The sequence below is a fragment of the Sulfoacidibacillus ferrooxidans genome (assembly GCF_022606465.1).
Classification (GTDB): domain Bacteria; phylum Bacillota; class Bacilli; order Alicyclobacillales; family SLC66; genus Sulfoacidibacillus; species Sulfoacidibacillus ferrooxidans.
In genome coordinates this window covers 219,555-233,039 of the sequence record NZ_JALBUF010000003.1, presented here as the reverse complement: position 1 = coordinate 233,039, position 13,485 = coordinate 219,555, and the positions used below count along the sequence as shown (strand labels likewise).

Genomic DNA, 13,485 nt, shown 5'->3' with positions numbered 1-13,485 from the left:
CTTTGGGAACATCTGTGGATCAGAAGAGGGTTTGATGACGATCTATGGTAGTACTCACTGTTGCCAAGTAAATAAGACAGAAATGTCTCCGTTTGTAGAAAAGATAATTTGATCTACAACCGCTTGCAATGCTAAACGTTGTGTCATCGAATTGTACAAATGCATGTGCTTAAAGATATTTAACACAGAATGTTGTGATCGTATCGAGTCTATCATGTTATGATTACGTGCAACAAGTTCGGTTAAACGTGTTATTTCTGATTGTAGATAAACGGCTTGTTCTGTAAGCTCTTTTTGACCTAGTTCAATAATGTCTTTAGTAAATATCCCATTTCGAAATGCGCGTAAATTTTCTATTTGCTCATGCTGGTTATGTGCTAATGCTTTGCGCAATTGAGTTATTTTAGCCTCCGCAAGATGGCTCGATGTATACTGGCTTATACTGAGTAACTCCCTATCATCAGATGGGGTCATAGCTATTGCTGATTGGAGTAGTTTTTGTAGTGGTGAAAGTAATGCAGACAAAAGATCATCGTATTTTGTGATAAAATGATTAGAACAAGCTGACTTTCCAATTCTGCGTGTTGTTGCACAGACAATATAGCGGTATTGATGTGTTTCGTTATGACTTGATCGCGTGTTTCCTGTCACGATCATTTTACCACCGCATTCATTGCAATACATGAGTCCAGCTAGAAGATTTGACGTTCGTTTCATGCCTCGGTTGGTCGCCTTTTGATTCAAAAGGTCTTGTACTTGTTGAAATGTGGTGTCATCGATTATGGGGTCATGTGCTTGTGTAACAGTGATCCATTCGCTTTCGTTGCGTTTACTTGGTTTCGTGATGAGCTCGTCATGCAGGCGTGATGCTTCGATGTGTCTTGCAGTTGTATATCGGTGTGCCACAATCGTTCCTACATAAACTTCATTGTGTAAGATAGACGTAATGGTAGATGCTTGCCATAAAGTATCTTTTCCTGATCGTCGCTTGGATGCTGTAGGGATATGCTGTTCATTTAATATGTGAGCGATAGACCTCGCACTTTCACCTGATAGATATAAGCGAAAAATGTCTCGTATTATATTTGCTTCATATGGTTCTTGTTCCAATTTTTGATCCAATCCTTTGCGATATCCGTAGGGTGTCACATTACCAATATGCCTCCCTTTTTTAGCGGATTGACGAAGACCACGCAAAATGGCTACTGACATTTCTTTGGACTTATGAGCGGCTAACATCGCATGAACGGTGAAAACCATTTCATTGTTTCGTCCTTCAATAGCGCTATCATATCCTTCTTCGATAGAAATTAAGCGCACACCGTATACAGATTCTAATTTTTTCTTCATATTAAACGCATCAGACATATCCCGACTAAAACGACTGATCGCAGTAAATAATACCGCTTCAAATTCCCCGTTTCGCGCATCGTGCATCATGCGACTCACTTCGTTTCGCATCGTAATCTCTGTACCACTCAATCCAGCATCATTGTATACGTGTGCTGGTGAAGTAGATAGACCAATAGAAGCTGCATATTCCTTACATGCAGCTAACTGATGATCTGGACTATCTTTTTGAGATGCATAATCAGTACTCACACGCACATAGATGGCTGCTCGATCCATACAAGTTACCTCGCTTGTCAACGTTTCATGATGATGGCAACTGACGATGTAATGATTCCATACATAGTGCAATGAGCTGATTATAGACGTTTTCCTTCGATTGACCATGTTTAGGACAATAAAAAGTAACCGATTGCCTGTTGGCAACATGTTGGTTGTCGATCTTGATCCACTGCTCTTCTGTCACCTTTTTGTACATACAATAGCCTCCATTGAAGTGATGTACACGGAGCGGTCTATTATAAAATGTATGAAGAGATGGCTTGGCTACTTGCTACTTTGCGAAAGAGAACGATCGTTTTGCTTACACGAGTGACTGTATCTCTAATGTCATGAAAAAACTGAACGTCAAAGGCCGTTCACAAGCTGTTGTGGAGTTGGTCAGAATGGGCGAATTGCAAATTTAGTTCGCCACCCCCTGTCGTCCATTGCGATAGGGGAATTTTTTTATAAAAATAAAGATTGCCTAGGGAATAGTAAAATTCGTTTTGAAAAGACAATAAGCGACAAGATGAGCGAAACCCAATTGAATGTGTTGTCATATCGCACAATTAAATGAACATTGGATAAGTGGAGTGTGAAAAAGCAGGATTTTATACATATCATTGAGGAAAATGTTGATTACATGTACTATGATAAAGTGGACAAAAGGAGTATTAAGGCTAAGTTATACCATGAGGAGGGTGTCTGTGGCTGCAGGATGGGCACTATTTAATGAAAGTACAATGATTCTTAGCGCCCTATGTATTGCTGTTGGATGGGTGATGATTCGCAGAAACCGCGTGCGAATTCATCGTCGATTCATGGTAGCTGGAAGTATATTGGGAGCGTTATTTTTTGTGAGTTATGCAGTGGGGACATTTGTAGTTGGCGATACGGAATTTGGTGGTCCAGCTAGCTATGTTCCCGCATATACTCTGTTTTTGAAAATTCATGTTTTTCTTGCGACTGTTGCTGCGATCATGGGCGTTTGGGTGTTGCGGTTGGCATTTAAGAGAAGATTTCGGATTCATCGTAAGGTAGGGCCTTGGACTGCTATTTTTTGGTTTATTACTGCAGCGACTGGACTTGCTGTGTACCTCATGCTGTTTGTCATCTTCCCACCTGGAGAAACATTAAAAAATGTGTTGCATGTATTAGGTCAGTAAAAGGGTGATTTACGAGATGGTAGAGCCTTTTATCTAATGTTAGGCGTTACGCTTAATGTTAGATAAAAGGCTCTATTTGTATTTACTATTTTTATAATTTATACAAAAATAGAGTGTATTCTAGAATTCCTTCTTTTAAAATCAAATAATATATGACTTTTTTTATGGAAGTCGTGATGAAACTATGACATTATGTCAATTTTGCCTATTAGCATAATGCGGGACTAGCCCAAAGAGTGCTAACATCAAATCGTTGATATGATGCTTGAACGCTTCTATGTCGGTTGCATAAATGAACGGTTATGAAATACGTTTTCATTCTTACTTGGAACGGGTATAAACGCGATTTGATGTTGTGCAACCATGTAAGCACGCAGGCACTGTTGACAAAATTGAAGAGAGGAGATGAGTGAGAAGCATGCTGTCACCAAAGAAACGACGTGGATTAACATTCGCCGCGTTATCAGCAGTCTCCATGCTTATGCTTTCTGGTTGTGGATCGCAGATAGCTGTACTTCATCCGGAAGGTCCAGTAGCGCAAAAGGAGTTTAACTTGATCGTTTGGTCTTTTGTATTAATGGCCTTTGTGGGCATAGTAGTGTTTGGATTATTTGCCTACATGCTAATTAAATACAGAGCATCGCGACCAGGGATTGAGAAAACTTACGATCCTAATATCGAAGGAAATACCAAACTCGAAGTAACCTGGACAGTTATTCCTGTTTTGATTGTTATTGCGCTTGCGATCCCTACGGTGCAGACAACTTACGCACTAAAAGATCCGCCGGCTTCGGCACATGATCCGATAGAAGTAGATGTAACGAGTGCAGATTGGAAATGGATATTTCAGTATCCTGCTCAGCACATTGAAACTGTGAACTATCTAGTCATACCTGCTGGTGTTCCTGTGAAATTTATGTTGACTTCTGTAGGCCCAATGAATACGTTTTGGGTTCCTGAGCTCGGCGGTATGGAGTTTACGATGCCTGGTGCCGATCTTGGCCTTTGGCTAGAGGCAGATAAACCAGGTGTATACCTTGGCCGCGGAGCAAACTTCTCCGGAAAAGGATTTGCACATATGCAGTTTAATGTGTACTCCAAAACGCAAACGCAGTTTAATCAGTGGGTTTCAACAGTTAAGTCGAAGTATCCTGCATTAACAATGAATGAAGCTACGTATCTTGTGAAACACCAAGGTTTATCTCCTATTATGACATTTTCTTCTTATCCTGCTGCATCAGTTGCACAAAATCAAAATACGCAGATGGGCATGTAAGAGGTATTTGAGATAACGTCACTAGATGAAGGTCATTGCCATAATTAATTTCTTCTACTCTTTTTGTTTTGTACTACGATTGTAAAGGGGGAGAACGATGCTTCCACATTATTTTAATCACCTTTTCGTGTCAGGTATAGATATTTACATTGCTGATGTGTTGATTATTCTTGCAAGCATAAGCATTGTAGGTGTTTTGACTTACTTTAAAAAATGGAAATGGCTATGGCGCGAATGGTTGACTACGGTTGACCATAAAAAGATCGGGATTATGTATATCTTAGCTGCATTTGCCATGTTTTTTCGCGGCGGCATGGATGGTCTGATGATGCGGACTCAGTTGGCTGTGCCAAATAATCATTTTCTTGGGGCACAACATTATGATGAGGTCTTTACCACGCATGGAACGATTATGATTTTATTTATGGCAATGCCTATGTTGATTGGTTTAATCAACGTTGCTATGCCATTGCAAATTGGTGCACGCGATGTTGCGTTTCCTTATTTAAACGCGATTAGTTTATGGACATTCTTTTTTGGCGCACTGTTATTTAATTTATCTTTTGTTATCGGTGGTTCACCTGATGCGGGTTGGACTAGTTATGCACCGCTTGCAGGACCGACATTTTCACCAGGGCCCGGTGAAAACTACTATTTATTCGGGTTAAACCTAGCAGGATTAGGTACACTAGCTAGCGGTATTAATTTCTTAGTGACCATCATTAAAATGCGAGCACCTGGAATGACGCTGATGAGGATGCCAATGTTTGTATGGTCTACGCTGATTACCTCCATCCTCATTATTTTTGCTTTCCCTGTGCTTACAGTAGCACTTTCGCTTCTCTCTTTTGATCGTTTGTTTGGATCACACATTTTTTCAATGACACACGGTGGAATGCCGATGATGTGGGTTAACCTCTTTTGGATTTGGGGTCACCCGGAGGTGTATATTGTTATCTTGCCGGCCTTTGGTATCTTATCTGAGGTGATTGGGACGTTCTCAGGTAAGAAGTTATTTGGGTATTCGGCCATGGTGGGATCATTGATTGCGATTGCTTTTCTTAGTTTTCTTGTCTGGGTTCATCACTTTTTTACAATGGGTGCCGGCGCAACGGTCAACTCGTTTTTTGGAGTGTCAACGATGTTGATTGCTATCCCCACTGGCGTTAAAATATTTAACTGGATTTTCACGATGTACAAAGGTAAAGTCAGATTCAATACGGCAATGCTTTGGTCACTGGCTTTTATTCCGACATTTGTGATCGGTGGTATGACAGGTGTGATGCTAGCTGTTGCTCCTGCAGATTATCAGTATCATAATAGTTACTTTTTGATTGCTCACTTTCACTATATGCTAGTTGGTGGAACTGTTTTTGGAGTGTTCTCTGGGTTGTATTACTGGTGGCCCAAAATGTTCGGCATGAAATTAAATGAAACGCTTGGCAAATGGCATTTCTGGTTGTTTATGATTAGCTTTAATTTAACCTTCCTTCCAATGTATTTGCTTGGGTTAATGGGGATGACGCGGCGCATGTACACGTATCCACCAGGTCTTGGGTGGAGTCATCTCAATATGCTAGAAACTGTAGGTGCTTTTGGTCAAGGATTTGCCATGATGTTTATGATGGTCAACATCATCTGGAGTATCAAAAATGGCGAACGTGACTTGACAGGTGATGCATGGGATGGACGTGCGCTGGAATGGGCGACGACATCACCTGCACCAGAGTATAATTTTGCACATATTCCAATGATCTATGGGCGCGATGCGTTCTGGGATCGCAAGTATGGCAAAGATAAGGCGAAGTATACGTTAAAAGCGAAACCATATACGCCTATTCACATGCCTAATAACTCTGGGCGGCCATTTTTAATGGCAGTTGCATTTTTCATCTCGTTTTTTGGATTTGTTTTTGAGTGGTGGTTAGTGGCTGGATTAGGTCTCTTAGCAGTATTCTTCTTCATGTTCTCTAGGTCATTTGAAACCAATACAGATCACTACATCAGTGTGGAAGAGATTGAACACACTGAGTCAGGCGGGGGGAGGTCGTAGTCATGGCATACCAAATGGATGCACATCATGCGCCGGTCGATCCGTCCGTGCCGCTTGAGTATTCAACAGAAGATGGACAATTAAAGATCTTAGGGTTTTGGGTTTTTATCGCAGCTGACATTGTGTTGTTTTCGTGTTTGTTTGCAACCTATGTGGTATTGCACAACAATACGTATGGTGGACCTACAGCAGAACAACTCTTTGACGTACCGGGTTTTGTCACAGAAACCTTATTACTATTGACTAGTAGCTTTACATGTGGGCTTGCGATTTTTGAGATGCATCGCAGTCGTCTTCAACCAATGATCGGCTGGTGGATCGTCACAATCCTCTTAGGTATGGGGTTTGTTGGCATGGAAATTAGCGAGTTTGCAAAGTATGTTGGTGAAGGTGCAAATATTACTAGGAGCGCCTTTCTATCGTCCTTTTTCATACTCGTAGGAACACATGGTACGCACGTTACGATTGGTATATTTTGGATGATTTCGATCCTCATTCAATTAATTCGCTATGGTATTACGGCTGTTACTGCTCGAAAAGCATTTGTGGTCAGTATTTACTGGCACTTTCTTGATGCCATTTGGATCTTTATCTTCACAGTAGTCTATCTCTCAGGAAAGGTGAGTTAGGATGACAACACACTCTGATGTCAACGCAGTAAATGGCACTTCGATTACGCCAGGTCAACCAGCGCATCACGATAAGTTTCCTTGGAAACATATCATTGGCTATGTCTTGTCACTGATTCTCACCTTTGCAGCTCTTGGGTTAGTGTTATCTTCAGCTTTGCCAGTAACGGTGGATATTGTAACGATTGTTGTACTAGCGATCATGCAACTTTTAGTGCAGTTACTGATGTTTATGCACGTAACTGAAAATCATGGATCGCGTACGCATGTGATGACCTTGTTATTTGCTTTCTTCGTGGCGATTACCATCGTTGCAGGATCAGCATGGATTATGACATTCCGTTCATCTGTTGCGTAGTCCCTGTATCCATGATGTCGTCAACGCTTTGCTTTACAGAGTTTATCATGGAAAAGAAGACCGCCTAGATACCTAGGCGGTCTTCTTTTCTCGATCTGTGGGTCTATATTTGCCTGTCTTCCATGAATTAACGACGAGACTTTGCACCATGTGCGATAATTCGATCCGCAACTCCACGAGTAAAGAGGGATTCTAGGTCAACTGTGGAATCCACGATGGATTGATAAAAAATAGGTTCATGTGATACAAGGATGACAGTCCCACGAAATTTTTTTAGCGCAGCCTGTAGGGCATTGCGCGAAGCGTTGTCTAAGTGATTGGTAGGTTCATCGAGAACTAATGCATTGTATTGATGCAGTGTTAAAATACAAAGCCGTATCTTCGCCTGTTCACCGCCACTTAGTGAGCGAATCTGTTGGGTGATATGCTCTTGCTTTAACCCGGATCGAGCCAGCGCTTTACGAACATCCTGCTGTGGCCAACTAGGAACATGTTGCCATACTCTTTCCAGCGCAGTCATTTGATCGTGTTGATAATTTTCCTGGGCAAAGTAACCAATTTGAAGTTTTTCATCACGTTGCAGTTTCCCATCAAATGCAGGCAGCTCTCCAACTAATGTTCGCAAAAGAGTTGATTTACCAATCCCGTTATAACCCACAAGTGCAATCTTACTCCCTTGCTCAATGATAATGTCGAGTGGAGGTAGAAGCGCATGTGAATAGCCGATCTGCAATCCTTTTGCATCGATCGAAATTTTAGCAGATGATGGTGCCTCCACAAACGGGAATGATGGCGGTGGAGTTGTTGGCGGAATTTCAATGCGGTCGAGCTTTTCTAGCGCTTTACGCCGACTTTGTGCACGCTTTGTTGTCGAAGCGCGGGCGATGTTTTTATCGATAAATTCTTCTGTACGTTTAATTTCTTGTTGTTGTCTTGTGAACGCCTGAACTTGTTGTGCATTTCGTTCTTGTGCATACGCTAAATAAGCTGAATATTTACCGTTATAGCGAATGAGTTGTGCATTTTCAATAGACCAAATAACGTTTCCCACTTCTTCTAGAAAATCAGCTTCGTGAGAGATAACGATAAATGCTTGGGGATAATTTTGTAGGTAGTCTTTTAACCAAATGACATGTTCTGCATCAAGAAAGTTAGTAGGTTCATCAAGGAGCAGAACATCTGGCTGTTGTAAAAGCAACTGGCCTAGCAACACTTTTGTGCGTTGTCCACCACTGAGATTTGCGACGGGGCGATCGAGTCCGAGCTCAAGTAAGCCTAAACCAGAAGCTACTGAATCCACACGTGAACCAAGCTCATAGATCCCATCACGCTCAAGTTCTTCTTGTAAGTTCGCATAGCGTTCTAGTAATCGTTCTAGCTCTTGATCGGCTACAGTTCCAAGTTTTTCTGCAATCGTTTGTAGCAACTCTTCTTTTGCAAAAATAGGTGCAAATGCATGTCGGAGCGCATCACCAATGGTAGCAAACTGCGAAAGGTCAGCATGTTGCGTGAGATAACCATATTGAATATTGTTTTGAAATTTTACATAGCCTGCGTCATGAGAAATGAAATCAGCAATAATCTGAAGAAAAGTTGATTTTCCAACACCGTTTCTTCCGATCAATGCAACGTGCTCTCGAGGAGAAAGTTGAACTTGTACATTGCGAAATAGAGTTCGGTCACCAAAACCGTGGGATAAATCGGAGATCTCTAAAATACTCAACATCATCAAACCCTTTCAGTCATGGTCTGATGGTGTACTACAACATGTCGAAAACGTCACGTTTCACGCCATCCGCGTCACCATCAGTGGTTAAAGGTAAAAATGGGCATAAAAACCCTAATCAACCTTCACTCACCATGAGAACACGCTCTTGGCACACGAAAACATCATCCTTTATTCATAAAGTAACAACGATAGTGATGAATACAGTATATCACGAGCAATTTTTGGGTGCAAATTCAGCATTTTTATTGCATGAGATGATCAGTTGTCTATGTTCTTAGTTGACGGTGTTTTAACAACGTGTACAATGAAATTAGTTAAATTACGGGGGTTAGACCGTGTCGTTGAATGTGATGAATGATGATGTCGTTAAGATAGAGACATTGCTACGCAATGTTTCCTCTACTATTCGTAAACAGGGTAGGGCTATTCTTGGTGATTTTGATATGTCTCCAGCTCAATTTGATGCTCTTATATGGGTTGATGAATATAAACATATTACGATTGGTGAATTGAGTGCAAAACTCGGGTTAGCCTATAGTACAACTACAGATTTGGTTGATCGTATTGAGCGTAGAGGATTTGTAGAGCGTATGCGTGATGATCAAGATAAACGTGTGGTCCGTGTACGAGTGCTAGACCCTGGATTGGCACTGATTGATCGAGTTTTGCAAGAACGTCGAAATTATCTTGCTGTTATATTAGGCCAACTGCAAGTAAGCGAACAGATGCTCATTTTAAATGCACTAACGATTTTGCAACAGCGCTTAAGTCCAGAATAGTGGTTCGTAGTGGATATCTTTAGTTTAATTGTAACCATGATGAAATGCACTTATGGGTTTGTAACATGATAGGTGTATTTTGTGTTTGAGTAATTTACATAGATGGAGCGTATGTATAGGGTACATAGGCAGGAGGGATAGGGATGCTGATGCGCAATGCACCTATCGGTGTGATGGATTCTGGAGTAGGTGGGCTTACTGTAGTTGGAGAAATATGGCGCCAGCTTCCGCGTGAGGAGGTATTGTTTTATGGTGATTCTTTGCGTTGCCCATATGGTGATCGTACAGTAGAAGAGATAGCGACGTATACGTTTCAAGCACTTGATTATCTGGTTTCGCAAGGCGTTAAAATGCTTGTGATTGCTTGCAATACTGCTACAGCGATCTGTCTTGAGCCAGCTCGTAAACGCTATACTATACCTGTAATTGGTGTCATTGCACCTGGATCTCGTGCGGCTATTGCAGCAACTCTCAATCATAAGGTGGGCATTATTGGGACAAGCGCTACGATTCGTTCAGGTAGTTATCCAAAAGCATTGCATGCTACACATCGCGGGATTGAAACGTATTCACTTGCCTGCCCTCCGTTTGTAGAGTTAGTCGAAAGTGGTGTTACAGAGGAGGTTGCGCTGCCGATTGTGCGAGCGACTTTGGAACCGATCGTTAACACTGATATGGATACGTTAATTCTGGGGTGTACACATTATCCGCTTCTAAGCAAATTGATCCAAGAGGTAGTTGGCCCCGATGTTTGTCTGATTAATTCTGCTGAACAAACTGCTCGTGATGTTAGTTTTTGGCTTGATGAACAGCATCTCACAAGAATTGACTTGCGTGACCCACATCATGTATTTTTAACCAGCGGAGAGGCTCATGCCTTTGCACAGATAGGTCAAAATTGGTTGGGATGTCCGCTTGATGTTCGCTATCTTGATGTGTGGCATATGGACAATGAAGCTACACGTATTGAAATGTAGTTAGATGATGATTGAGCTGCTTTTGATATGAATAGGGGGAACGATAGTGCGTGGGGATGAACGATTAGCTAACCAGTTGCGCGATGTTACGATTACAAGAAATTATATAAAACATGCAGAAGGTTCTGCGTTAATTGAAGTAGGGAATACGCGTGTACTATGTACTGCGACAGTTGAAGAAAAAGTGCCTCCTTTTTTGCGCGGAGCAGGGCAGGGATGGATTACTGCGGAATATTCGATGTTGCCTCGTGCAACTGAACAGCGAACGCAAAGAGAGGCAACGCGTGGAAAATTGGGTGGACGAACGATGGAGATTCAACGCTTAATTGGTCGATCTTTACGCGCCATTCTCGATTTGAAGGACCTTGGTGAGCGCACGCTATGGATTGATTGTGATGTGATTCAAGCGGATGGAGGCACTCGGACTGCGTCGATAACAGGTGCTTTTGTTGCAGTAGTAGACGCATTAACGAATTTACGTAAGCGGGGGACATTGCAAAAAGCGCCGATTCGCGATTATTTAGCAGCTACAAGTGTTGGAATGGTTAATGACGAAATGTTATTGGACTTGCGCTACAAAGAAGATTCAATTGCAAGCGTGGATATGAACATCGTCATGACTGGAAGTAAAAGATTAGTCGAGGTTCAAGGTACAGGTGAGTCAGCTACTTTTTCTCGTCAACAATTAAACGAAATGGTTGATCTTGCGGAAACCGGTATATTACAACTCATCGCTTTGCAAACAGAGGTTCTTGGTGATATTAGCTCTGTGATGAAAAAACAAGCATAGCACAGCATGTACATGCAATGGTCATGTCCTTTTTATTGTTGTAGGGGGATGAGAATGGAAAGACTTGTCGTAGCAACGACCAATCAGGGTAAATTACGTGAATTTCAAGCTGAATTAAAAGATTTATTTGCACAAATCGAGGGTTTGCCTGACGATTACGTAGCACCTGAAGAAACAGGTAGCAGTTTTTTGGAAAACGCTACTCTAAAAGCTATGGTTGCATCTAGAAAGTTGAATGTACCTGTACTGGCAGATGATTCTGGTTTAGTGGTTGATACGCTAGGTGGTGCTCCAGGGATTCATTCTGCGCGTTTTGGAGGACAGGGACTTAGTGATGGCGACCGCTGCGATCTATTGCTTTCGCGCCTGCAAGGTGTTCCTCCGTATGAAAGGCGTGCTCGCTTTGTTGCAGCACTTGTTCTTGTGTTTCCTAATGGGAAAACAATTTCGTCAATCGGTACTTGTACAGGTGAAATTGGATCATCTATTCAAGGTGAAATAGGGTTTGGCTACGATCCTATCTTTTACTATCCACCATTAGCTAAAACATTTGGACAAATGACGATAGAAGAAAAAGCAACGGTAAGTCACAGGGGTCAGGCACTACAACAATTACGAGAACGATTGAACAGTAAGATTATGGATTGATGTTTTACTTTACATTGCTCGCTTAGATCATTATAATGGTGCTGTTTCAATGTTATTTGTGATGCGTCTCAGTAGCTCAGTTGGATAGAGCAACAGCCTTCTAAGCTGTGGGTCGGGGGTTCGAGCCCCTCCTGGGACGCCACTATTGAGTGGAGGACGTTTTTAATGGCCGTGAAGTGGGAAAAGACAGAAGCGAATGTAGGCATTTTAGAAGTAGAAGTTGGACAAGAGCAAGTTAAACACGCACTGGATGAAGCATTTAAAAAAGTAGTCAAACGCGTTAATTTACCCGGTTTTAGAAAGGGTAAAGTGCCTCGTAGGATTTTTGAAACGCGTTTTGGAGTAGAGTCTTTGTATCAAGATGCGTTGGATGTGTTATTGCCAGAAGCGTATAGTAATGCTGTGGTTGAAGCAAAGCTTGAACCTGTAGATCGCCCGCAGATTGATATCGTACAAATGGAATCCGGAAAACCATTACTCTTTAAAGCAACTGTGACTGTCAAACCAGAAGTACAACTTGGTGATTATAAGAGCGTTACATATGAAGATAAGGACTTCGTGTTATCGCAAGAGCGTATCGACGAGGAACTGACTAAAGTTCGCAGTGGACATGCCGAGTTACAAGTTGTGGAAGATGGTTCTGTTGAGTCTGGCGACATGATTGTCATGGATTTTAAAGGGTATGTTGATGGAGAAGCATTTGAAGGTGGAGAAGCTGAAAACTATCAGCTGGAGATTGGTACAAACACTTTCGTGCCAGGATTTGAAGATCAACTGATTGGAGCAAAGGTAGACGAAGAACGGACGATAACCGTTACGTTCCCAGAAGATTATCACGTAAAGTCTTTGGCGTCTAAAGAAGCAAAATTTGATGTCGTTATTCACGACATCAAGCGCAAAGTACTACCTGAACTTGATGATGAGTTTGCTAAAGACATCAGCGAATTTGAGACATTTGAAGATTTCAAGGCAGATCTCATTAAAAATTTAGAGCATGAGCTAGAACATGAACATGAACATTATGTACAAGACGCTATCGTTCAAGCAGTTGTGGAGCAAGCGATCATTGATATTCCTGCTGTTATGTTTGATCAAGAAATCGACTCCGAAGTGAAAGAGTTCGAATCGAGATTATCTCAACAAGGAATTCCTTTGGATGCATATCAAGAATTTACGGGAACGACAACAGAGGAATTACGTGAACAATTTCGTGAAGATGCACAAAATCGCGTGAAAACATCTCTTGTTCTAGATGCGATAGCAAAAGCTGAAAATATCCAAGTAACTGAAGAGGATCTTCAAGCTGAATTGCAAAAGTTTGCAGAATCGACAGGATTAGATGTAGCGCGTGTTGTTCAGCTCCTTCAAAGTCGTGATCCGGGGCTCATGGCTCTGCGTTCACAAATTTTTTCACGAAAAACTGTGGAGTTTTTGGTTGAACATAGCGCTAAAGCGTAAAGTTGTGTAAA

12 protein-coding genes, 1 tRNA gene and 2 pseudogenes are annotated in these 13,485 nt (G+C 41.8%); 12 read left to right on the top strand and 3 right to left on the bottom strand.

The features are described from left to right. Window positions 1-54: 54 nt before the first annotated feature. Together MM817_RS07420 and MM817_RS07415 are read right to left on the bottom strand one after the other, a co-directional pair. Window positions 55-1,629 carry a recombinase family protein gene (locus MM817_RS07420; RefSeq protein WP_241713206.1) on the bottom strand — a complete coding sequence of 525 codons (1,575 nt, stop codon included), beginning with the start codon at window positions 1,627-1,629 and terminating at the stop codon, window positions 55-57. Window positions 1,630-1,654: 25 nt separating this feature from the next. Continuing rightward, complete coding sequence (locus tag MM817_RS07415) at window positions 1,655-1,828, bottom strand: hypothetical protein (protein ID WP_241713204.1); 174 nt, start codon at window positions 1,826-1,828, stop codon at window positions 1,655-1,657. 121 nt (window positions 1,829-1,949) lie between these two features. Between MM817_RS07415 and MM817_RS07410 the strand changes: the two are divergent. From MM817_RS07410 to qoxD, 6 genes and pseudogenes are all read left to right on the top strand, one after another. Then, window positions 1,950-2,036 (top strand): annotated as a pseudogene (locus tag MM817_RS07410) (helix-turn-helix domain-containing protein); the annotation flags it as partial. Window positions 2,037-2,318: 282 nt separating this feature from the next. Further along, complete coding sequence (locus MM817_RS07405; protein ID WP_241713202.1) at window positions 2,319-2,777, top strand: DUF420 domain-containing protein; 459 nt, start codon at window positions 2,319-2,321, stop codon at window positions 2,775-2,777. A gap of 418 nt (window positions 2,778-3,195) precedes the next feature. After that, entirely contained in the window at window positions 3,196-4,053 is an 858-nt protein-coding gene (qoxA, locus tag MM817_RS07400) for a cytochrome aa3 quinol oxidase subunit II (protein WP_241713200.1), read from the top strand. A 97-nt stretch (window positions 4,054-4,150) separates the two neighbouring features. After that, window positions 4,151-6,106 carry a cytochrome aa3 quinol oxidase subunit I gene (gene qoxB, locus MM817_RS07395; protein ID WP_241713199.1) on the top strand — a complete coding sequence of 652 codons (1,956 nt, stop codon included), beginning with the start codon at window positions 4,151-4,153 and terminating at the stop codon, window positions 6,104-6,106. Window positions 6,107-6,108: 2 nt separating this feature from the next. Beyond that, the gene (qoxC, locus tag MM817_RS07390) at window positions 6,109-6,735 is read left to right on the top strand and encodes a cytochrome aa3 quinol oxidase subunit III (RefSeq protein ID WP_241713197.1); all 627 of its coding nucleotides are present in this window, start codon (window positions 6,109-6,111) and stop codon (window positions 6,733-6,735) included. Between the two features lies 1 nt (window position 6,736). Further along, the gene (gene qoxD, locus MM817_RS07385; protein WP_241713195.1) at window positions 6,737-7,093 is read left to right on the top strand and encodes a cytochrome aa3 quinol oxidase subunit IV; all 357 of its coding nucleotides are present in this window, start codon (window positions 6,737-6,739) and stop codon (window positions 7,091-7,093) included. 127 nt (window positions 7,094-7,220) lie between these two features. Here qoxD and MM817_RS07380 read toward each other — a convergent pair whose 3' ends face one another. Then, entirely contained in the window at window positions 7,221-8,816 is a 1,596-nt protein-coding gene (locus tag MM817_RS07380) for an ABC-F family ATP-binding cassette domain-containing protein (RefSeq protein WP_241713193.1), read from the bottom strand. 341 nt (window positions 8,817-9,157) lie between these two features. On the opposite strand from MM817_RS07380, the gene MM817_RS07375 reads away from it, so the two are divergent. From MM817_RS07375 to tig, 6 genes and pseudogenes are all read left to right on the top strand, one after another. Then, the gene (locus tag MM817_RS07375; RefSeq protein WP_241713191.1) at window positions 9,158-9,601 is read left to right on the top strand and encodes a MarR family winged helix-turn-helix transcriptional regulator; all 444 of its coding nucleotides are present in this window, start codon (window positions 9,158-9,160) and stop codon (window positions 9,599-9,601) included. 143 nt (window positions 9,602-9,744) lie between these two features. Then, window positions 9,745-10,578: a glutamate racemase gene (gene racE, locus MM817_RS07370; protein ID WP_241713189.1), complete on the top strand. Its 834-nt coding sequence runs from the start codon at window positions 9,745-9,747 to the stop codon at window positions 10,576-10,578. Window positions 10,579-10,624: 46 nt separating this feature from the next. After that, window positions 10,625-11,412 (top strand): annotated as a pseudogene (gene rph, locus MM817_RS07365) (ribonuclease PH). Window positions 11,413-11,422: 10 nt separating this feature from the next. Next, entirely contained in the window at window positions 11,423-12,016 is a 594-nt protein-coding gene (gene rdgB / locus MM817_RS07360; RefSeq protein ID WP_241713185.1) for an RdgB/HAM1 family non-canonical purine NTP pyrophosphatase, read from the top strand. A gap of 65 nt (window positions 12,017-12,081) precedes the next feature. Further along, window positions 12,082-12,158: transfer RNA gene (locus tag MM817_RS07355), tRNA-Arg, on the top strand. A 23-nt stretch (window positions 12,159-12,181) separates the two neighbouring features. Next, entirely contained in the window at window positions 12,182-13,474 is a 1,293-nt protein-coding gene (gene tig / locus MM817_RS07350) for a trigger factor (RefSeq protein ID WP_241713182.1), read from the top strand. Window positions 13,475-13,485 lie beyond the last annotated feature (11 nt).